A 21,228-nucleotide genomic window follows, 5' to 3' on the forward strand; every position below is an offset into this window, starting at 1 on the left:
ATAACCGTGGACGGAACGACATCAGGCAAACTCTTTTCTAGCAGCAGCCGCACGCCGCCTAAACGGCCCACGCTCGAGCACCGCGATCAGCGCCGGCAGGAACAGCAGCACCAGCGGCACTGCGGCGGTCAGGCCGAAGATGATGGCGGTCGCCAGCGGCTGCTGAAGGCCCGCACCCCGGCTGAACCCGAGCGCCAAAGGTGCGAGCGTCAGGATCGCGATCAGCGCCGACATCAGGATCGGACGCAGCCGCTTCGCGCCCGCCTCGCGCAGGGTGGGCACGTCCACCGCGCCTTCGTCCGGGAGCTCGGCGAGGAAGAAGATCACCAGCTCGCCGACCATGCCGACCACCATGGTCAGGCCCATCAGCGCCGAGATGTTCAGTTCGATCCGGGTCAGCCACAGGCCGCCCAGGACAGCCGCCGCCGACAGCAGCACCGTCGCGACCGCCGCGATCGTCCAGACCAGCCGCTCGAACAGCAGCGTCAGCAATAGCGCGAGCAGCAGCAGCGCCGCGACAAAGACGGCCGTCAAGTCGGCGAAGCTCTGCTTCTGCTGCGCGTAAAGACCGCCATAGTCGACGCGGATCGAGGGTGGCAGGTGCAAGCCCGCCACCGTCTGCTGCACCGCCCGGACCCCCGAGCCGAGGTCTAGACCCTCTAGTCGCGCCGTGACGCCGATGAAGGGCGCCAAGTTCTCGCGCGTCAGCTGCGTCTGGCCCGCGGTAACCGACACCGTGGCGATCTGGCCGACGCTCACCCGGTGGCCATCGGGCGCGGTCAGCGGCAGGCGCGCGATGTCGTCTGCGCGGGCACGCAGGTCGGCGGGCGCGCGCACCCGCACTGCCACGAGCTGCTCGCCCAACCTGACACTGGTCGCCTGGGCCCCGCCGATCAGCGCCTCCAATTGCGTCGCGACCGCATCGGGGTCGAAGCCCTGCTGAACCGCCGCGGCGGGGTTCACCTTGACCGTCAGCGCGTCGCCCGCGACCCGAAGGCCGTCCACGACCTCGACCACGCCGTTGATTTTCCCGATCGCCTCGCCGACCCGCTTCGCCGCTCCCGCGAGGGCCGCCGGATCGTCACCGAACAGCTTGACCTCGATGGGCTGCGGCACGGCGGTGAGGTCGCCGATCAGGTCCTCCATCAGCTGCGCAGTCTCGATCTCCAGCCCGGGAATCTTCGCTTCAACCTGCCCGCGGACATCCGCCATCACCTCCTCGATCGGCCGCCGCGACCCGCCCTTCAGGCGGATGAAGTAGTCCCCCTCGTCGGCTTCGGTGAGCCCGCCGCCCAGCTGGACGCCCGTGCGCCGCGAGTAGCTGGCGACCTCCGGCGTCGCGGTGATGATCCGTTCGACCTGCCGGAGCAGACGGTCGGTGTCGGACAGGGCGGCACCAGACTGCGCCTTGTAGTCGAGGATGAACCCCCCCTCGTCGGTTGCCGGCATAAAGCCGGAGGGCACGTGGTTCCACGCCGCGTAGCCGATCAGCGCCAGTCCGACGCCCAGCAGCGCGGTGAACAGGGCCGGCCGGGCCAGCGCGCGGTCGGAGGCGTGCCCGTTCCATCGCTCAAGTCGGGCCAGCATCGGCCCGGCGCGGTCGGCGGCCTCGATGTCGCGGGGACGGACGAACCGTGCAGCGATCAGCGGCAGCAGAAAGCGCGCGAACAGGAGCGAGAGGCCCAAGGCCGCGACCATGGTCAGGGCCAACGCCTTGAAGAACCCGCCCGTCACGCCGGAGACGAAGGCGAGCGGCGTGAACACGATCATGGTCGCTGCGGTCGAGCCATAGAGCGGCTTCGCCATCTCGGCAGCCGCCACGGACACGTCGCGGCTGCCCTCCTGGAGCCGCCGCATGACGTGCTCCAGCATCACCACCGCGTCGTCGACGACGAGCCCGACGGCGGCGGCCATGCCGCCCAGCGTCATCATGTTGAAGCCCATGCCGAGCGCGAACAGCACCAGGCAGGTCGAGGCCAGGACAGCCGGGAGCATCAGTGCGGTCATCAGCGTCAGCCGGACCGAGCGAAGGAAGAGGAGAAGCACCACCCCGGCGAGCACCGCGCCGAGCAGGATGGCATCCCGGACGGCATTGGCAGCACCCGTCACCAGCTCGGATTGATCGTAGAAGGGGGTGACGGTGACGCTCGGCGGCAGACCGAGGGAATGGAGCCGCGCATCGACGTCGCTCACGACCGTGACCGTGTCGCCGGTCAGCGCCTGCCGGATGTTGACCAGCACGGCGTCGCGCCCACCTGACGTCACTCGCGTGAACTGCGGCTCGACAGCCGGGTGGACGGTCGCGATCTGCCCCAGCGTGACCAGCCCTGCGCCGCCTGTCTGTCCTGCCTTTACCGGCAGCGCGGCGAGGTCGGCCGCGCTCGTCAGCCGGCTCTCGGCGAGCACGAGGTAGAGCCGGTGACGATCCTCAAGCCGGCCGACGCCGCGGACGTCGTTGGCCTTGCCCAGCGCCGTGACGATTGCGTCCAGCGAGAGGCCGACCGCCTGCGCCCTGGCGGGATCGACGTCGACGGCCAGCTCGCGCGGTGAGCCACCAAGCACGTCCACCGCGGCGACGCCGTCCACCGACGACAAGGCCGGCCGGACCTGAAGCTCCGCGATCTGCCTGAGCGCGTTCTGATCGAGACTGCGCGAGGTCAGCGCTATGCCGAGCACCGGGAAGATGGTCGGATCCGACCGGCGGACGTCGAAGCGCGTACCCTGCGGCAGGTCCGGCAACGCCGTCGCCAGCGCAGCCTGCGTGGCCAGCGTCGCCGCGACCATGTCCTGGCTCCACGGGAAGTCGAGCGCGACCTCGGCCGAGCCCCGGCTGGTGGTGGAACGCAGGTGGCTGACGCCCGGCACGCCGCGGAGCGCGATCTCGATGGGGCGGGTAATCTGCGCCGCCATCTGCGCCGGGTCGCGCTCGCCCGCATCGATGGAAACGACGACGCGGGGGAAGTCGATATGAGGGAAGAGGCTGACCGGCAGTCGCGTCGCCGCGAACACGCCGCCAAGGACCAGCAGCACCGCCGCCAGCCAGAGCGCCCGCGCGTGCCGTTCCATCGCGGCGGTCACCGGGTGCGGACCTTCATGCCGTCCTCGACCGCAGTGCCGCCTTCGACGACCACCGCGTCCCCGGCGCCTATGCCTGCCAGCGACACCCGGCCGCCCGCCTGCGCCTGGACCGTCACGTCGTGCCGGTGGGCGACGCCGTTCGCGACCACGAAGACGTAGGGCTGACCAGCATCGTCGAGCAGCGCGGCGTAAGGGACGGAGACGCCGCCGGATCCCCGCGACGCCGGGGCGTCAGCCGCGAGCGCCTCGCCTGCGACAATGGCGCTCCCGGCCGGCACGCGCGCGAACACCGCGACGAGCCGCGTCTGGGGGTCGATGGTCGGCGCAATCGATTCGACCGGCACGGTAAGCGCCGGCCGCCCAGCGTTGGCCTTGATACGCAGCGGCATGCCGGGCCTGAGCGTTCGCGCCAGTTCCGGATCGGCTCCGAACCGGGCCCGCACGGCGCCATCTCGCGTGATCGACGCGACATCGCCGCCGGGCTGCACCACGTCGCCGGGCGACGGCGTCACCGCATCAACCACGCCCGCGGTCGATGCGCGGATCAGCAATCCCCCACTGCGCGCGGCGAGGCTGGACCGCGTGAGGTCGGCGCTGCGCGCCGCGGCTCGAGCGCTCTCCACCTCGGCATTGCTGCCCAGGCCATCGGCGCGCAGCCGTTGGGCGCGTGCCAGCGCAAGGTCGGCGACACGCGCGTCGCTGGACGCCTTGGAAAGATCGAGGCGCGTCGTCGGCGACGGCGCCAGCCGCGCCACGACTTGGCCGGCGCGCACCGCCGTGCCCGGAGGCGCATCAATCGACAGCACCACGCCTTCCGCAGGCGCGACCAGCGCCAGCTTGGATCCGGGTGACGGCTCGGCCGCGCCGTAGATGGTAACCGTGCCGGCGACCGCTCCCGCCTCGGCGCGCGCGAGCGTCACCAGCGCAACCGGGTCGGCGGGCTTCTCCTCCTCCGTCGACCCCGAACAGCCAACGAGCAGCATCGCCGACGCGGCCATCCAAATGGACGTTCCGAACTTCGTCATCGTGTCCACGCCTCCCTCAGCGTGCCTGTCAGGAGCTCAAGCGCGATCATCTGCTCGGCGATGTCCTGCTCCGCCTGCGCGAGCGTCGTCTCCCGATCGCGTAGCGCCTGTCCCGCGGTCTCCGCGGCCGAGCGGGCGAGGTCGCCGCGGTCGGCCGCGCGTCTGCTCGCCAGCGCGAACCGTCTTGCCGACGGCAGATCGCGCAATACTGCCTCGCGCTGGCGGCGGGCGACGGCGATACCGGAAACGGCCGCCGCGATCTCCGCCCGCGTCTGCGCCAGCCGCGCTTCGTACTCCGCCTTCAGCGCCGCACGCGTCGCGCGCTCGACGGCGATGCCGCCGCGATTACGGTTCCACAGCGGCAGCGTGAAGTCGACGGTCGGGCCGACTATGAGATTGCCCGCCGTGTCCCGATTCGCGTTCACGTTCAGCGCGAGCGTGGGGAACTGGTCCAGGATCGCCTTCCTCACCGCCGCTTCCTGCGCGGCGTAGCCGGCTTCCAGCGCTTGGAGGTCCGTTCGATTCGCGAGCGCGAGGCCGACCAGCCGGTCGGGATCTAGCGGCAAGTCGGTGACCGGCGCGGGCGCGAGCTGGACGGCTATGATCGGGAGGCCGAGCAGCGCGGCCAGCTCGCCCCGCGCAGCACCCAGATCCCGCGTCGCGACGCGCGCCTTGTCCTCGGCGTCTGCGAAGGCGGTGCGTGCCGCCTGTGCCGTGTCACCGCCCAGGTCGCCGCGTCCGACCGCACGCTGCGTGCGCTCGAACAGCGACCGAGCGCTCGCCAGCGTCGCCTGGGCCAGGGCGGCGCTGCGCCCCAGCCCCTGGATGCGCGTTGCCCTGATCCGCGCCTGGCCTGCCGTCTGCCACTCGGCCCAGGCGAGATCGAGCCGGACCTGCCGCGCCTGCGCCTCCGCCTGCGCCACCCTCACGCCACGCGAGCGCAGCTGGGCGAGATCGAGGCCCAACCCGGCGACCAGGTCGAGAAACTGGTCCGGCCCGCTCAGCACCGGGCTGACGCCCAGCGTCAGCGTCGGGTCGGGCAGCAAGCGCGCGGCGAACGCCTGCGCCGTCGACACGCCCGCCCGCGCGCGCTGCGCCTTCAGATCGGGATTGTTGACCACGGCCAGCGTCGCGATCGCGTTGCCGTCGAGCGGCTGCGACAGGTCAATCGTGACCGGTGTCAGGTACGGCCGCCGCACCGCCGCCGCTTCGCGCAGCACCACCGTGAGATCGACGGGGCGGTCCGCTGCCTGCCGATCCAGCGGGAGGGGAGCGTAGGTCGCGCACCCCCCAAGAGTTAGGGACAGCGCGAGCGATGGGGCGAGCGTGCCGCGTTTCATGACGAGATCCTCGGCAGCGTAATCGTGATCCGCAGCCCCGGTGCGGCATCCGCCACCGCCATCTCGCCGCCATGTGCGGCCACGATCGCCGCCACCAAGTTGAGCCCGAGGCCGTGACCCGGCGTGGTCCGGCTCGCCTCGCTGCGCGCGAAGCGCTCCAGGATGCGCGTCTGGTCGCCCGCCGGAACGCCGGGTCCGTCGTCTATGACGGACAACACGACCTGTTCGGCGTCGGTTGAGAGTTCGATCCTGACGTTCGTGCCGAGCGGCGTGTGGATGCGGGCGTTGTCGAGCAGGTTGACCAGCGCCTGGGCGAGCAGCTGCTCGTCGCCGCTGACCACCGCATCGGCCGCGATTGCCCAATGAAGCGTCTGGCCGACGTCGCTGAAGGCGGGCTGATAGGCCTCCGCGACATCGAGCACCGTCCGGCCGAGATCGACTGGGGCCTTGATGAGCGCGGTGCCGCCCTCGACCTCCGCAATGCGGAGCACGGCGGCGAACATTGCGAGCAGCTGATCGCCTTGTTCCAGCGCGCGCTCGGCCGCCCCCTCCTCTACGCCGACCAGCGCCAGCTGCGCGCGCAACCGCACCAGCGGCGTGCGCAGATCGTGGGCGACGTCGGCCGACACCTGACGCAGGCTGTCCATCAATTGTCCGATCCGCTCGAGCATTGCGTTGACCGCTAGGCCGACCGCATCGAACTCATCCCCGCGCTCGCTCACCGGCACGCGCCAGTGGAGCTCGCCGCCGACGATCGCCGCGGCCGTGTCGCTGATCGAGGACAGCCGTCGCCGAAGGTAGCCGCCCAGCAGCAGGGCACCGATGACGCCCACGGCCATCACCGCGGCAAACGCGATCCCGAACAGCAACAAGATCGTCTCGTTGATGCGTTCGACCGGTTCGGCATCGACGCCGACCGTTAGACGCCATCCGGCCGCGAGCGCGACGGTTTCGGCGCGCGCCGTGTCGGCGGGGTCACCGCCGTCACGAAAGACGATGTCGGCGCGCCCCGGAGCGGGCACCCGCGTGTCCAGTCCACCGGCAACGCGGCGGCCGTGCGGATTGAACAAGGCGTACAGAAACCCCTCGCGTGCGTGGGTGCGGCTGCGCAGCTCGATATCGCGCGCCATCGCCGCAGGATCGCCGAGACCCGCCATGCGACCCGTCTCCGCCGAGATCGCCACATCGCGCTGTCGGCGAAACTCATGGTCCGCCGCGAAATAGACGGCGGTGCCGAGCAACAGGATCGCTAGCGCGAACGCCGCCGAATAGGCGAAGGCGATGCGATAGGCGGCGCTGCGCGTGAATGCCGTCACGGCAGCCGCATCTGATAGCCGGCACCGCGGACGGTTTCGATCGGATCGTCGGCGCCGGCCTCGCGGAGCTTGGCGCGCACTCTGCTCAAGTGGCTCTCGACGATGTTCGTTTGCGGGTCGAAGCGGAAGCCCCAGACCAGCTCGAGCAACATGGTGCGCGTGACCACCCGTCCCGCATGGCGCATCAGCTGCTCGAGCAGGGCGAACTCGCGAGGCTGGAGCAGCACGGGTCGACCGGCGCGGAACACCTCGCGGCGGAGCAGGTCGAGCGTCACGTCACCCACCGCGAAGCGCGTGGGCAGCTCCGCAGTCGGCGCTCGCCTGGCAAGGGCGTTCAGTCGCGCGGAGAGCTCGGGCATGGCGAACGGCTTCACCAGATAGTCGTCGGCCCCGGCTTCGAGCCCCTCCACCCGGTCGGCGATGCCGCCCAGCGCGGTGAGCATCAGTACCGGCGTCGCGACCGCAGCGGCGCGCAGCCGGCGCAGCACCTCCATCCCGTCCAGTTCTGGCAGCATGCGATCGAGCACGATCACGTCATAGCCCCCCGATACGCCGCGGCTGACTGCCGCGCCGCCGGCGTGCACCACGTCGATCGCGTGGCCGAGTTCGGTCAGCCCGCGCTTCACATAGGCGGCGGTTCCGTGATCATCCTCGGCAACCAGCACATGCATGCGACCGCGCCACGCTCCTGAAGCCCTGCCCGGATACCAGCCCTAGGCGCGGGGGCGAGGGGCGGGAGGTTATCTTTTCCCAATCTCGAACGAAGAACTGGCGTCCGCCGGGACGAAGCAGCAGGAAATCGGCACCATCCCAAGCGGAGTGCCCATCATGCGCCGTCAGCTCCTCCTTATCGTTCTGGCAGCATTCCTCCCGGGCGCCGCGCCCGCGCCGTCCCATGCGGTTGCGAGCAGCATCCCAGGCCCGGACGGGGCCGGGTGGGACTATGCGCGGTTCGACCCGGCGACACGTCGCCTCTATGTCGCGCATGGCGACGCGGTGACCGTGATCGACCTCGCGCATGGCGGCGCAAGCTCTTCGATCGGCGCGGTCAGCCGCGCCCATGCCGCTCTGCCGATCCCCGGCACGAGCACGCTGCTGGTGACGAGCGGGCGCGACGGCACCGTCCGCCTGCTCGACACGCGCGACGGGCACGAGACCGCGAGGCTGACGGTGGGCGAGAACCCGGACGCGGCGATCTGGGATCCGGCGACCCGGCGGGCGCTGGTGATGAACGCGGAGAGCGGCAGCGTGTCAGTGGTGGACGTCGTCGGCGCCCGGGTCGAGCGCACGATCCCGGTCAAGCCGGCGCTCGAATATGCCGCGATCGGTCCCGGCGGCGCCCTGTTCGTCAACGACGAGGACGCGAACGAGATCGAGGTGATCGACCTGCGCACCGGCACGGTGGGCACGCCCATCGCGCTGACCGGATGCGAGGGGCCGACCGGCCTCGCGTATGACAGGCGGACGGCGCGGCTGATCAGCGCGTGCGCCAATGGCAAGACGGCGATCGTCGATGCACGGCGGCGTCGGCTGGCGGCGCTGGTCGACATCGGCCGAGGGCCGGACGCGGTGATCCTGGACGAGGCGCGACGCCTCGCTTTCGTTCCGTGCGGGCGCGAGGGGACGCTGGAGGTGCTGGCGCTCGACGGGCCAGGCGGCGTGCGCCGGATCGAGACGGTGCGGACCGCGATCGGCGCGAGGACGGGCGCGCTCGATCCTTCGGACGGCGCGGTCTACCTGCCTACTGCCGACTACGGACCGCCCGCGACCGCCGGTGGGCGCCCGGTGGCGAAGCCCGGCACGTTCCGCGTGCTCGTCGTGCGCCCCTCCTGACGCGCATGGCGGACCGCAAGGCCTCGATACCGACGACCACCGTCGGCCGTGGCCTTGCCGCACTGAGCATCGGCGCGCTGGTCCTGCTAGCCATGCTCGTCGCGGGATCGCTGCTGATCGCCGGCAACGCCGACGCGTTCGACCCGGCGATCCTGCTGGCGCTGCGGTTGTCGACGGGGGACGCGGGACAGGGCATCGCATTGGCGAGCGGCGTGACCTCATTCGGGAACGACGTGACGCTCTGGATCGTGACGGCGCTGGCCGCAGGCTATCTCGCCGCGGCCAGAGATCGGGGCACGGCGCTGCGGCTTTGCGGCACCGCGGCCTCAGGCGGGCTGGTCACCACAGCGATCAAGATCGTCGTTGCGCGACCCAGGCCGGACGTGGTCGCACACCTCGTGGCCGTACACCCGCCCAGCTTCCCCAGCGGGCACGCGACCAACTCCGCGGTCGTTTACGGCACCCTCGCGCTGATCGCAGCCGAACGTGCGTCTTCTAGGGCCGTGCGCCTCTATCTGTGCGTCGCCTGTGTGGGGCTGGTCTGCTCGATTGGGGCCACGCGGGTAATCCTCGGCGTGCACTGGCCGAGCGACGTTCTCTCTGGCTGGGCCATCGGAAGCGGCTGGGCGCTGCTCGCGTATCATGTATTTCTGCGGTTTCTTTCCCGCACTCGAAGCTGAAGCGCTGCTCCTCCTCCGCATGTTTCTATACGCGCACGTTCGCTATGGCGGGTGCGAATAGGCATCGCAAGATCGATAAGCGATCTGAATGGACGGCAGCTGTTGCCAGCTACAGGGTCGGCGCTGCATGTCAGCTCCTGAGTCTGAGCAGACGCTAAGCGTCGGCCACCAGCCACTTACGGCTGTGGCGTGTTCCCTTCACCCGCTCCAGCCGCAACGCGCATTGCTGTAGCGGCGCTACAGCAAAGACGGGCCAGCGCGGCCGGCGGGAAGCGCAGCGCTCCCGTCCGACGTCACGACGCGGCGTTGCCGCGGCGCACCGAACGCTGAGCCGGCAGCAAAGCAGGGCGGTCGCGGCCCCTGCGGCTGGCGGCCTACCCTTACCGGAAGCTGCCGCTCAGCATCAAGCCGAACACCCGCGGATCGTTGTAGATACCGGCGCGGTAATTCGAGGTGTCGATCACATCGACCAGGTTCTTGGTGTTGGTGATGTTGCGCGCGAACACGGCGGCCTCGTACCGCCCAAAGGCGTAGCCGACCTTCGCGCCCAGCTCGTAATTGCCGTCCGCCGAGTATTCGACCGAGCGATACAGCACGAAGTTGGTCTTGCCCTGCATGTTGAAGTCGGCGGCTGCGAACAGCCGGCTGTTGCTGTCGCCCAGCGGCAGGTCGTAGCGGGCGTTGACGTTGACGTTGTAGTCCGGCGCGTTCGGGAACGGATTGCCGTTGATCTGGGCGAAGTAGTTGTTGCCGATCCGGACGGTCGGGTTGAGCACCGTCTCCGACAACACGCCGCCCGCGGCCCCGGCCTGCGCATAGACGCCGGTGTCGTTGATCTCCGTATGGAGCAGGCTCAGCCCCACCCCGATGCGGAAGTTCTCGACGGGACGCGCCTGCAGCTCTGCCTCGGTGCCATAGCCCTTGCCGCGCCGGGCGTTGAACAGGACGCCGTTGCCGTTCGCATCGTTGCCGTTGAGCTGGATGTTGTCGACGACGTAATAAAAGCCGGCCGCGTTGAACTGGATGCGGCCGTCCCAGAACGACGTCTTCACGCCGCCTTCATAGCTGGTGTTGGTCTCTGAATCGGCGGTCGTGTAGGCGGTGGCGAACACCGCCGAGCGGCCCTGGATGGTCGGGCCGCGAAAGCCGCGCGCGACGCGGGCATAGACGCTAGCTTCGGGGCTCAACCGATACAGCAGGCTGGCGTCAAAACTCGGCTTGGTATCCGACAGCCGGCAGACGAACGCCGTCCCGCAGGCATAGGACGAAGCGGGCGCCGTCACCGGCACCGCCAGCGTCGCGAAATTGGGGTGGAGCAGCAGGCTGGTGTTCTTGGTGTCGCGGGTGACGCGAACGCCGCCCGTCAGCGTCAGCTGATCGGTCAGCCGATAGCTCGCCTGCGCAAATCCCGCCCATGACGTGTTGACGTTGCGCAGCAGCACGAAGTTGTTCGGATTGGGGGTCGTACCCAGCGCGTTGCTGGTCAGGAAGAAGCTGCGCTGGTCGAACTCGGTCCGGTCGCGCTGGTCGAAATAGATGCCGCCCAGCTGCCAGGTGAATGGGCCGGTGCCGGGACTGGCGAGGCGAACCTCCTGCGTCCACTGGTCCAGCCCGCGCAGCCGCCCCTGCGACTGGCCGCAGCCGACCGCGCAGTAATTGGGCGCGACGCCGCCGAAATTGGCCGCCGCGCCACCGTCGGTGTCGCCGCGGCTATAGCCCGACGCATGCTCCCAGGCGGTAATCGAGGTCAGCGTCACGCCGCCGAAATCATACGCCGCCTTCAGCGACGCGCCGTGCGTGCGGTATGCCTGCGGGTTGTTCTGCGCCTCGTCATAGGCGACGACGGTGCGATCGAACGACGCCGGCACCGCATTGGTGCCCGGACGGATCGAGCCGCGATAGAAGATCGAGGCGTGGCCCGAATAGTCGCGGGCATGCCCCGACAGCCGCAAGCTGAACGCCTCGCTCGGCCTGACCAGAACCTGCAACCGGACGTCGCGCTCTTCGAATCCGTTCAGCACGTTGCGGCCGCCGACCGTGCCGTCGTCGGTCGGGCCGGTATAGGTGTTGCTGATCCAGTTGTCGCGGCGCTGGTACAGACCGGACAGGCGGAAGCTGACCCGGCCGTCGCTGGTCAGCGGTCCGCCCACGCCGGCATCGGCGTTGACGCTGTTGAAGCGGCCATAGCTGATCGAGCCCTGCCCGGCCCAGGTCTCGCTGGGCTGCGCGCTGTCGAACTTGACGATGCCCGCGGTCGTGTTGCGGCCGAACAGCGAGCCCTGCGGCCCCTTCAGCACCTCAACCCCGCCGACGTCGAACACCGGGTTCGACTTGAGCACGACATGCTCCTCGACGACATCGTCCTGGATCACCTCGACCGGCTGGGACGCGCCGAGATAGAAGTCGATGTTGCCGAGCCCGCGGATGTAGAAGCGCGGGAAGATGCGGCCCGTCGAGGTCTCGACATAGAGGCTGGGGACCTTGCCGGACAGCGACAGCAGCGTGTCGCCGCCCGCCGCGTCGTAGTCGTGCAGCGCCTCGGGCCGGATCACCGACACCGCGACCGGCACCGCCAGCGTGTTCTCGCTGCGGCGCTGCGCGGTCACGACGACGGTGTTGGCGTCGTCGACCTGGTCGGCGCTCGCCGGCGCGACCGCGGCCTGCGCCGGGACGGCGTCCGGAGCGGTCTGGGCCTGCGCGACGACGGGCGTGGCGACGCCTGCTAGCAGCAGGGCGATCAGCGTGGCGCTGTTCATGTAGTTGGTCCCCTTTTTTGAAAATGTGCCCGCGTCATTCCGTTTCGGACATGCGCGACGGCGGTGCCTCTCGCACCCGGTTGTGACGACTCTGTGGCAACGCCGCGACAAACACCAGAGCTGGTGGGGAGATTTTCGCGGGTTTGACAGCGCTAACCGCCTCCACCATAGCGCCGCTTCGCTTTCGCAAAGCGGCTATCCGGACAGGTGGCCGAGTGGTTAAAGGCAGCAGACTGTAAATCTGCCCGGGTCTCCCGTACGCTGGTTCGAATCCAGCCCTGTCCACCATAGTTCCCCGCGATGGCCCAGCCCGCGCGCCGCCGCGCAAGGCTTGCCCTCCCCTGCCCGTCCGCATAGCAGCATGGCCACACATCCGAGGGGATCACTGCCCATGCGTCGTCTGCTGCTCGCCGCCTCCGCCACGATCGCCCTTACCGCTGCCGCCGCGGCGCAGGATCGCTCGTCCGTCACCGGCCCCGCGCTCAACCGCATCATCGACGAGGGCGCTAACCACAGCCAGGTGATGGTGACGGCCGAATATATGGACGACGTGATCGGGCCGCGGCTGACCAACTCGCCCGCGATGCGCCGCGCGGAGGAGTGGACGCAGGGCAAGTTCCGCGAATGGGGGCTGGTCAATGTCCACCGGGAAGGCTTTCCCTTCGGCCGCGGCTGGACGATCGAGCGGTCGAGCGTCCGGATGACCGCCCCGCGCCCGATCCAGCTCACCGCCATCCCGATCGCCTGGACGCCGGGCACTAGCGGTCCCGTCTCAGGCTCGGTGATCGTCGCGCCGATCGCGCGCGAGCGCGACTTCGCGCGCTGGCACGGGCGGCTCACGGGCAAGATCGTGATGGTGTCGCTGCCCGGCACCGGCGACGAGCCCGGTACGCCGGCCTTCCGCCGTCTCGCGGCCGACGACCTGCAACGGCTCGACCAGTTCACCCCGGCACGTTACGACCCCGAGGCCGCCGATCGCCGCCTCGCCCGGCTCGACTTCGCCAAGAAGCTCGACGCTTTTCTGAAGGCCGAGGGCGCACTCGCCTATGCCACGCAATCGGGCCGCGACGGCAAGCTGGTGTCGGGCGAAGGCTATCTGTTCGGCGCCGGCGACACGCAGGTGGTGCCAGGCGTGCAGATCGCCGCCGAGGATTATCGCCGCCTCGCCCGCCTCGCCAAGATCGGCCAGGCGCCGACGGTCGAAATCGACACCCAGGTCCGCTTCGACGACAGCGACGCACAGGCCTACAACATCATCGCCGAGATCCGCGGTACCGATCCGTCGGCGGGCTATGTCATGGCGGGAGCGCATCTCGACAGCTGGGTGGCGGGCGACGGCGCGGCGGACAACGGCGCCGGGTCGGCGATGGTGATGGAAGCGGCGCGCATCCTCGCCGCCACCGGCCAGCGCCCGCGCCGCACCATCCGCTTCGCGCTGTGGGCGGGCGAGGAACAGGGCCTGCTCGGCAGCCTCGCCTATGTCGAAAGCCACCTTGCCACGCGCGGCGGGGCGGCCACGGCGACCGGCTTGCAGCGCTTCTACGGCTGGTCGAACCGCTGGCCGATCACCGTTCGGCCGGAGCACGCACAGCTCGCCGCCTATTTCAACATCGACAACGGCTCCGGCCGCCTGCGCGGGCTTTATGCGGAGAACAACCCGGCGGTGGTGCCGATCTTCCGCGACTGGCTCGCCCCGTTCGCATCGATGGGTGCGTCAACGGTGGTGATGCGGCCGACGGGCGGCACCGACCACGTGTTCATGCAGGCGGTCGGCATTCCGGGGTTCCAGTTCATCCAGGATCCACTCGATTACGACAGCCGCATCCACCATTCGTCGATCGACACTTTCGACCATCTGAAAGCCGACGACATGCGCCAGGGGTCGATCGTGCTGGCGAGCGTACTGCTCCAGGCGGCGAACGCCGCACAGGCGCTCCCCCGCTCGCCGGTGCCGACGCGGCCGGTGGTGACCGACCCGTTCGCGTATGGCGGCGAGGATGAGTGATGGTGAAATCCTCCCCGGCACGGGGAGGGGGACCGTTCGCGAAGCGAATGATGGAGGGGGTCCACCGCCAGCGCTGACCATGCGGCGGGCCCCCTCCGTCACGCGCTGCGCGCGCGCCACCTCCCCGTACCGGGGAGGATTTTAGCATGTCCCGCCGCGGCCATCGCCCCTCCACCGGCACCCGCGACCGGCCGCGCTTCTGGGGCCGCCACGCTGTCACCGCGGCGCTCGCCAATCCGGAGCGGACGGTGCGCAAGGTCTGGGGGACGCGTGAAGCGCTGGCGCCCCTGTCGCTGCCGCCGGTGCTTCCCGTCACCTTTGCTGATGTCGCCGATCTCGGTCGCCTGGTTCCTGCCGACGCCCCGCATCAGGGGCTGGTGGCGGAGGTCGAGCCGCTGGAGGAGATCTGGCTCGGCGACCTGCTGGATCAGGGCCGGGACGGGCAGCAGCCGCTGGTCGTGCTGGATCAGGTCACCGATCCGCATAATGTCGGTGCGATCCTGCGCTCCGCCGCCGCCTTCGACGCGCTTGGGATCATCACACAGGACCGCCACGCGCCGCCGGAATCGGGCGCGGTCGCGCGCGCCGCGTCGGGGGCGCTGGAGACGGTACCCTGGGTCCGCGTCGTGAATCTTGCGCGCGCGCTTGATGAGATCGCCGAGGCCAGCTTCTGGCGGATCGGCCTGACCGGCCACGCCCCACGCACGCTGGGCGAGACCTTGGGGACGCAGCGGATCGCGATCGTGCTCGGCGCGGAAGGCGAAGGGATGCGCCAGAACACACAGGCGCACTGCGACGAGCTGGCGAAGCTGCCGATCAGCGCCCGCGTCGAAAGCCTCAACGTCTCCAACGCCGCCGCGGTCGCGCTCTATGCGGTGGCCGCGCGATAGGATTTCGCTGTCCTACATCGGCCCCGATGTGCTCGGATCGAGCGATGGTCCGGCCCTCATCCCCGCCAGCGTTCGTCGATCGGAAGTCGTTCCTGCGGCGTTTCCCGCCACCCCATGCCGCCACCTCCGTGACCTCCCGCGGCGGCGCACGCATCGCACCGGGCCTCTACTTCGCCTCTACTTCCGGCGCGTCAAAGCCCGCCCGCGAACAGGTCGGTCTTGCCGATCTTCACGCCTTTCGAGCGGAGGATCGCATAGGTGATCGACAGGTGAAAATAGATGTTGGTGGTCGCAAACCCGGTCAGCCATTTCGCCGCCGGCAGCGTCGGCTCCATGCTCGTGCCCAGCGCCACCGTCAGCGGCGCGTCTTCGCGGCCGTCGAACTGTGCGGGCGTGAGCGATGCCAGATAGGCGCGCGCATCGGCGATGGCGATGCGGAAACCGGGCAGGTCGAGATCGTCGGCGATATCCGCCGGTGGCTCCAGCCCGGCAACGCGGGCCGGCCAGCTGCGGCTGAAGTTGACGATCACCCGCAGCTGGAAGCGCAACGGCGCCATGTCGTCGATCAGCCGCCAGTCGAGGAAGCCGGGGCCGCCGGCATGGGCCTCGCCCGTATCGAGCAGGTGCACCGCCGTGGCGAGCTGCTGGTCGAACATGGCGACGAAGCTGAACAGCGTGACGGTCATGCTCAATCCTCTGCCGCTACCGTCACACGCAGACCGTCCAGCTCCGGCCCGAACAGGATCTGGCACGACAGCCGCGAGGTCGCGTCGCGATCGGTGGTCGAGTCGAGCAGATCGTTCTCATCCTCGCTCATCGGTTTCAGCTTGGCGAAATCGATCGGATCGACATGGACGTGGCAGGTCGCGCAGCTGCAATTGCCGCCGCACAGCGCCAGGATTTCGTCGATACCGCCATCGCGGATCACCTCCATGACGCTAAGTCCGCTCTCGCCGTCCAGTTCGCGTTCTTCCCCCTCGCGCGTCACGACGATAAGCTTGGGCATGGTCTTCTCCGCTGTGGGGGCGCGCGCCCCGAACCCCGCCATTGCCGTGCCCACCGGGCGCGATCAAGCATGAACGCGGCCCAGCTCCACGCCGGCATGGACGCGCTCGCCGCGATCGAGCCCGCCTTTGCCGCCGGGATCGACCGCGTCGGCTACCCGCCGGAGCGGGTCCGCGACCGCGGCTTCGCGACCTTGCTGCGCACCATCGTCGGTCAGCAGGTGAGCGTAAAGGCGGCGGACGCGGTGTGGCGCAAGCTCGACGCCGAGATCGGTGACGCGACCGATCCGCTGCGCGTCGCCGCCGCGACCGACGACCAGCTGCGCGCCGCCGGACTGTCGCGGCAAAAGGCGGGCTATGCGCGCAGTCTGGCGGACGAGGTGACGAGCGGGCGGCTGCCGCTCGCGGCGCTACCGCAAGACGATGAGGAAGCGATTGCGGCGCTGGTGCGGGTCAACGGCATCGGCCGCTGGTCGGCGGAAATCTACCTTCTCTTCGCGGAAGGGCGCCCTGACATCTGGCCCGCCGGCGACCTCGCGGTGCAGATCGAGGTCGGGCGGCTGCTGGGTCATGCCGGGCGGCCGAGCGAGAAGCTGGTGCGCGCGCTGGCGGAGGCGTGGCGTCCCCATCGCGGCGCGGCAGCGATCTTCGCCTGGCATCATTACAACAGCGACATGGCGGTGATCTGAGCCGGACAATTCGCTGTCCTATCGCCCCGCACCTATGCCACGGCGTTGCTGATGCCCCCCGCCACCCCGCTCGGCCGCTCACTGGCCGACAGCTATCGCACCGTCGCCGTCCCCACCGGCCGCACCGGCCTGGGGCAGCTGCGCGCGTTCGTCGGGCCGGGTTTCCTGGTCGCGGTCGGCTATATGGACCCCGGCAACTGGGCAACCGACATCGCCGGCGGGTCGGCGTTCGGCTACGCGCTGCTGTCCGTCGTTCTCCTGTCCAATCTGATGGCGATCATGCTGCAGGCGCTGTCGGTCCGGCTCGGTATCGGCGCGGGGCTGGATCTGGCGCAGGCGTGCCGCGCCCGCTACCCGCGCGCCGTGACGCTGGCGCTGTGGATGCTCGCGGAGATCGCCATCGTCGCCTGCGATCTGGCGGAGGTGCTGGGCACCGCCATCGCGCTCAAGCTTCTGTTCGGACTGCCGCTCGCCTGGGGCGTGGTGCTGACCGCGCTCGACGTGTTCCTGATCCTGGCGCTGCAGCGGTTCGGGTTCCGGACGCTGGAGGCGGTCATCATCGCGCTGCTGGCGGTAATCGCCGCCTGCTTCGCGTTCGAATTGTTCCATGCGCAGCCGTCGGTCACGGGCATGCTCGGCGGGCTGATCCCGACGACGTCGATCGTCACCGATCCGGCGCGGCTCTACCTCGCGATCGGTATCCTCGGCGCGACGGTGATGCCGCACAACCTCTACCTTCATTCCTCGATCGTCCAGACCCGTGCGTTCTGCGACAAGCGCGCGGCGCTGACCTGGGCGACGGTCGACTCGACGGTGGCGCTGGGGCTCGCCTTCTTCATCAACGCCGCGATCCTGGTGCTGGCGGCGGCGACCTTCCATCTCGGCGGGCGCACGGATGTGGCGGAGATCGACAAGGCCTATCGACTGCTCTCGCCAATGCTGGGAGTGGGCGCAGCCAGCGTCGTGTTCGCCGTCGCGCTGCTCGCATCGGGGCAGAACTCGACAGTCACCGGCACGCTGGCGGGGCAAATTGTGATGGAGGGCTTTCTGGACCTCAAGCTGCCGATCTGGCTGCGGCGGCTCGTCACCCGGCTGCTCGCGATCGTGCCCGCGGTGCTGGTGGTCGGCGCGGCCGGCGATGCGGGCGCGACCCGGCTGCTGGTGCTGAGCCAGGTGGTGCTGAGCCTGCAGCTGCCGTTTGCGGTCGTGCCGCTGGTCGTCTTCACCGGCAGCAGGCGGCTGATGGGCGACCTCACCGCGCCGCGCTGGCTTCAGGCGCTCGCCTGGGCAATCGCGGCGGTGATCATCGCCCTGAACGCGACGCTGCTGTGGGGGATGCTGTAAATCCTCCCCGTTCACGGGGGCAGGGGACCGTTCGTGCGGCGAGTGGTGGTGGGGCTGGCCGCAAAGGCTGGACTTCGAGGAGAGCCCCTCCGTCACGCGAGCAAGCGCGCGCGTCACCTCCCCGCGAGCGGGGAGGTTTACTTCCCCCAATACTCGTCCCGCAACACCCGCTTATAGAGCTTGCCGGTGTCGTGGCGCGGCAGTTCCGCGCGGAAGTCGATTCGGCGAGGTACCTTGACGTGGCTGAGGTTGGCCCGCGCGAACGCATCCAGCGCCGCCGCCAGCGCCGGGCCGGCGTCTGCCATGTCGCGCGGCTGGACGATGGCGATCACCTCCTCGCCCATTTCGTCGTGCGGGCCGCCGATCACCGCCACGTCGGCGACATCGGGATGCGTGACGAGCAGGTTCTCGATCTCGGCCGGATAGATGTTCACCCCGCCCGAGATAATCGTGAAGCTCTTGCGATCGGTCAGGTAGAGATAGCCCTCCTCGTCCAGCCACCCGACATCGCCCAGCGTAGTCCAGCCATGCCGGTTGGCGGCGGCGGCGGTCTTGTCGGGGTCGTTGTGATAGGTGAACGTCCCCCCGCCATCGAAATAGACGGTGCCCTCGCTCCGCGGCGGCAGCTCGTTGCCTTCCTCGTCGCAGATGCGGGTCGTGGCCGTCAGATTGCGCCCGACCGATCCGGGGTGGGCGAGCCACTCCGCCGACGAGATCGCGGTAAAGCCGTTGCCCTCCGTCCCCGCATAATATTCCCCGATGATCGGCCCCCACCACTCGATCATCGCCCGCTTGACCGGAACCGGACAGGGCGCCGCGGCATGCCAGACGCTGCGGAGAGAGGACACGTCGTACCGTGCGCGCACCGCCTCCGGCAGCTTGAGCAGGCGCACGAAATGGGTCGGCACCCACTGCGCATGCGTCACCTTGTACCGCTCGATCGCGGCGAGCGCGGCCTGGGGGTCGAACCGCTCCATCACGATCACCGTGCCGCCGAGCTGCTGCACCGCCATCGACCAGCGCAGCGGCGCGGCATGATACAGCGGCGCGGGCGACAGATAGATCATGTCCGACGCGAAACCGTACAGCGCCTTGCCCAGCGTCACGAGCGTGGAGGTATTCTCGCCCAGCGGTTCCTCTGGCAGCGGGTGGCGAACGCCCTTAGGCACGCCGGTAGTGCCCGACGAATACAGCATGAACTGGCCCGGCGACGGGTCGGTGATCGGCCCGGCCGGCTGGCGGTCGCGCGCCGCCTCGTAGCTATCGAATCCCTCCACCGCGCCGTCGACCATCAGCGCCTGCAGGCCCGGCACCAGCGGCAGCAGCGCGGCAGCGGTCGCCGCCGCCCCGGCGCTGGCGATCAGCACCCGGCAGTCCCCGTCGCGGACGATATACTCCGCCTCGCGGGCGGTCAGCTTGGACGAGATGCAGGTGCAATACACCCCCGTCCGCTCCGCCGCCCAGACCACCTCGAGATAGCGCGGTGAATTGTCCATCAACACCGCGATGCCGTCGCCGCGCCGCAGCCCCAGCGACCGCAGCAACCAAGCCCCCCGGTCGGCGCGGACGTTCAGCTCCGCATAGGTGACGGTCTCCCCCGATCCCGCCATGATGTAGGCGGGCTTGTCGGGCATCGTCGCCGCGTGCCGGACGGGATGCAGCATGGGCTCTCCTCTGACCGGCTTTACCGCCGCTTCCAAGCACCGTAACATTCGTTATGGCTCCCCGGGTGTCAAGCATCGCAACCGCCGAGCGCGCGCCGGACCTGACGCCGCGCAGCTGGCTGGAGGCGGGACAGGCGCTGCTCCGCCGCGGCGGACTCCGCGCACTGAAGCTGCGGCCGCTGGCCGACGAGCTCGGCGTATCGACGGGCAGCTTCTACCATCATTTCACCGACTTCGACGCCTACCAGGGGAGGCTCGCCGATTACTGGGCGGGTGGTCAGGTCCATGAGCTGCTCGACGCGATCGCGCGGGCAGAACCCGACCCGATCGGACGCATCCGGCGGCTGGCGCAGGTGGTGCGGCGCGGCGGGCTGTCGCGGCTGTCGATCGCGATGCGCGCTTGGGCCGACAGCGATGTGCGCGCCGCGGCGGCCGTTGAGCGCCACGACGCGCTCATGCTGGGCTGGCTGACCGCGTGTGTCGAGGCGAACGGCGTCGCCCATGGGGAGGCGGCGGCGCGCGCCTATGCGCTGATGACGCTCGGCCTCGCCAAGGTTCACGCCGCGCAGCTGTCGCCGCCTGCTCTGATGGAGGAGCTGATCGCGCTCCTGTGTGCGCCGCGATGAGGATGCTGCGCGTCGACACGCTGAGCGATGACCTGTCGGGCGTGACGCTCGTCGAAGGCCTGCTCACCGAACGCAAGCCGGACCATGTAACGGTTCGGGTGCGGGCCGCCTCGCTGAACTTTCCCGACCTCCTGATGACCCGCGGCGCCTATCAACTCAAGCCGCCGCTGCCCTTCGTTCTCGGCATGGAGATGGCCGGTGAGGTAGTCGAGTGCGAGTCCGGCAGCGGCTTTGCGATCGGCGACCGCGTAGTGGCGGGGACGAGGCTGGGCAGCTTCGCCGACTATGTGCATGTCGACGCGGCGATGCTGCGACGCATCCCGGATGGCCTCGACTTCGCCACCGCGGCTTCGGTCGGGGCCGCGTATCTGACCGCCTATGTGGCGCTGGTCGCACTCGGGCGGACGCAGCCAGGCGAGTGGGTGCTGGTCCACGGCGCGACCGGCGGGGTTGGGCTGGCCGCGGTCGATCTGGCGCTCGCGCTGGGCGCACGGGTGATCGCCACCTCGCGCTCGCCCGACAAGCTTGCCACGCTGGCCGCCGGGTATCCGGTCGCGGCGACACTCCCCGCAAGTGGCTTCCGTGAGGCAGTGAGGGACCTGACCGCCAACGATCGGGGGGGCGGCGCAGACCTGGTCTTCGATCCGGTCGGTGGCGACGTCTTCGATGCATCGACCCGCTGCATCGGCTGGGGCGGGCGGCTGCTCGTGATCGGCTTCACTTCCGGCCGCATCCCGACCGTCGCCGCCAACATCCCGCTGATCAAGGGCTTCTCGGTCGTCGGCGTGCGTGCTGGCGAATATGGCCGCCGGAACCCGGCCGCGGGCCGCGCCGCGTCCGACGCTGTATGGCGCCTCGCGGCGGAGGGCCGCATCCGGCCGCGCGTCCACGCCACCTACCCGCTCGCCCGCTGGCGCGAGGCGATCGACGCGATGGCCACCTCGCAGCACATCGGCAAACTGGTCATCGAGCCCTAGC

17 protein-coding genes and 1 tRNA gene are annotated in these 21,228 nt (G+C 69.7%); 9 read left to right on the top strand and 9 right to left on the bottom strand.

The genetic code is table 11. From position 1 onward, the window contains the following. Positions 1-21: 21 nt before the first annotated feature. Genes ACP2AD_RS14005 through ACP2AD_RS14025 form a run of 5 tightly spaced genes read right to left on the bottom strand, consistent with a single transcriptional unit; the run spans position 22 to position 7,430 of the window. Positions 22-3,078, bottom strand: coding sequence for an efflux RND transporter permease subunit (locus ACP2AD_RS14005; protein WP_425230656.1), 3,057 nt, complete (start codon positions 3,076-3,078; stop codon positions 22-24). After that, positions 3,075-4,103: an efflux RND transporter periplasmic adaptor subunit gene (locus ACP2AD_RS14010; protein WP_425230657.1), complete on the bottom strand. Its 1,029-nt coding sequence runs from the start codon at positions 4,101-4,103 to the stop codon at positions 3,075-3,077. The genes ACP2AD_RS14005 and ACP2AD_RS14010 overlap by 4 nt, the downstream gene beginning before the upstream one ends. Beyond that, a complete protein-coding gene (locus tag ACP2AD_RS14015; RefSeq protein ID WP_425230658.1) occupies positions 4,100-5,443 on the bottom strand; it encodes a TolC family protein in 1,344 nt (447 codons plus the stop codon). The genes ACP2AD_RS14010 and ACP2AD_RS14015 overlap by 4 nt, the downstream gene beginning before the upstream one ends. Beyond that, positions 5,440-6,759, bottom strand: a complete 1,320-nt coding sequence (locus ACP2AD_RS14020; protein ID WP_425230659.1) for an ATP-binding protein — start codon at positions 6,757-6,759, stop codon at positions 5,440-5,442. Before ACP2AD_RS14020 ends, ACP2AD_RS14015 begins: the two co-directional genes overlap by 4 nt. After that, positions 6,756-7,430, bottom strand: a complete 675-nt coding sequence (locus ACP2AD_RS14025) for a response regulator transcription factor (RefSeq protein ID WP_425230660.1) — start codon at positions 7,428-7,430, stop codon at positions 6,756-6,758. Before ACP2AD_RS14025 ends, ACP2AD_RS14020 begins: the two co-directional genes overlap by 4 nt. 157 nt (positions 7,431-7,587) lie before the next feature. On the opposite strand from ACP2AD_RS14025, the gene ACP2AD_RS14030 reads away from it, so the two are divergent. Beyond that, complete coding sequence (locus tag ACP2AD_RS14030) at positions 7,588-8,592, top strand: YncE family protein (RefSeq protein ID WP_425230661.1); 1,005 nt, start codon at positions 7,588-7,590, stop codon at positions 8,590-8,592. 5 nt (positions 8,593-8,597) lie between these two features. Beyond that, positions 8,598-9,272 carry a phosphatase PAP2 family protein gene (locus ACP2AD_RS14035; protein ID WP_425230662.1) on the top strand — a complete coding sequence of 225 codons (675 nt, stop codon included), beginning with the start codon at positions 8,598-8,600 and terminating at the stop codon, positions 9,270-9,272. 380 nt (positions 9,273-9,652) lie between these two features. Here ACP2AD_RS14035 and ACP2AD_RS14040 read toward each other — a convergent pair whose 3' ends face one another. Continuing rightward, complete coding sequence (locus ACP2AD_RS14040; RefSeq protein WP_425230663.1) at positions 9,653-12,028, bottom strand: TonB-dependent receptor; 2,376 nt, start codon at positions 12,026-12,028, stop codon at positions 9,653-9,655. 201 nt (positions 12,029-12,229) lie between these two features. On the opposite strand from ACP2AD_RS14040, the gene ACP2AD_RS14045 reads away from it, so the two are divergent. The 3 genes from ACP2AD_RS14045 (at position 12,230) to rlmB (ending at position 14,923) form a co-directional block, all read left to right on the top strand. Further along, a tRNA-Tyr gene (locus tag ACP2AD_RS14045) sits at positions 12,230-12,316 on the top strand. 103 nt (positions 12,317-12,419) lie between these two features. Further along, positions 12,420-14,033 carry a M20/M25/M40 family metallo-hydrolase gene (locus ACP2AD_RS14050; RefSeq protein ID WP_425230664.1) on the top strand — a complete coding sequence of 538 codons (1,614 nt, stop codon included), beginning with the start codon at positions 12,420-12,422 and terminating at the stop codon, positions 14,031-14,033. Between the two features lie 146 nt (positions 14,034-14,179). Continuing rightward, a complete protein-coding gene (gene rlmB, locus ACP2AD_RS14055; RefSeq protein ID WP_425230665.1) occupies positions 14,180-14,923 on the top strand; it encodes a 23S rRNA (guanosine(2251)-2'-O)-methyltransferase RlmB in 744 nt (247 codons plus the stop codon). Between the two features lie 191 nt (positions 14,924-15,114). On the opposite strand, the gene ACP2AD_RS14060 is transcribed toward rlmB, so the two are convergent. Both ACP2AD_RS14060 and ACP2AD_RS14065 read right to left on the bottom strand, forming a co-directional pair. Then, positions 15,115-15,609 carry a DUF1993 domain-containing protein gene (locus ACP2AD_RS14060; RefSeq protein ID WP_425230666.1) on the bottom strand — a complete coding sequence of 165 codons (495 nt, stop codon included), beginning with the start codon at positions 15,607-15,609 and terminating at the stop codon, positions 15,115-15,117. Positions 15,610-15,611: 2 nt separating this feature from the next. After that, positions 15,612-15,929 carry a 2Fe-2S iron-sulfur cluster-binding protein gene (locus ACP2AD_RS14065; protein WP_425230667.1) on the bottom strand — a complete coding sequence of 106 codons (318 nt, stop codon included), beginning with the start codon at positions 15,927-15,929 and terminating at the stop codon, positions 15,612-15,614. A gap of 69 nt (positions 15,930-15,998) precedes the next feature. Between ACP2AD_RS14065 and ACP2AD_RS14070 the strand changes: the two genes are divergently transcribed. Both ACP2AD_RS14070 and ACP2AD_RS14075 read left to right on the top strand, forming a co-directional pair. Beyond that, positions 15,999-16,616 carry a DNA-3-methyladenine glycosylase family protein gene (locus tag ACP2AD_RS14070; RefSeq protein WP_425230668.1) on the top strand — a complete coding sequence of 206 codons (618 nt, stop codon included), beginning with the start codon at positions 15,999-16,001 and terminating at the stop codon, positions 16,614-16,616. A 51-nt stretch (positions 16,617-16,667) separates the two neighbouring features. Then, positions 16,668-17,960: an Nramp family divalent metal transporter gene (locus tag ACP2AD_RS14075; RefSeq protein WP_425230669.1), complete on the top strand. Its 1,293-nt coding sequence runs from the start codon at positions 16,668-16,670 to the stop codon at positions 17,958-17,960. A gap of 137 nt (positions 17,961-18,097) precedes the next feature. Here ACP2AD_RS14075 and ACP2AD_RS14080 read toward each other — a convergent pair whose 3' ends face one another. Then, a complete protein-coding gene (locus tag ACP2AD_RS14080) occupies positions 18,098-19,624 on the bottom strand; it encodes an acyl-CoA synthetase (protein WP_425230670.1) in 1,527 nt (508 codons plus the stop codon). Between the two features lie 65 nt (positions 19,625-19,689). Here ACP2AD_RS14080 and ACP2AD_RS14085 point away from each other — a divergent pair, with 65 nt between their 5' ends. Beyond that, positions 19,690-20,250, top strand: coding sequence for a TetR/AcrR family transcriptional regulator (locus tag ACP2AD_RS14085; protein WP_425230671.1), 561 nt, complete (start codon positions 19,690-19,692; stop codon positions 20,248-20,250). Further along, positions 20,247-21,227 (top strand): NADPH:quinone oxidoreductase family protein, encoded by a 981-nt coding sequence (locus ACP2AD_RS14090; protein WP_425230672.1) that lies wholly within the window; start codon positions 20,247-20,249, stop codon positions 21,225-21,227. Before ACP2AD_RS14085 ends, ACP2AD_RS14090 begins: the two co-directional genes overlap by 4 nt. Position 21,228: the final 1 nt, after the last annotated feature.

The organism is Sphingomonas sp. (assembly GCF_965248875.1).
Classification (GTDB): domain Bacteria; phylum Pseudomonadota; class Alphaproteobacteria; order Sphingomonadales; family Sphingomonadaceae; genus Sphingomonas.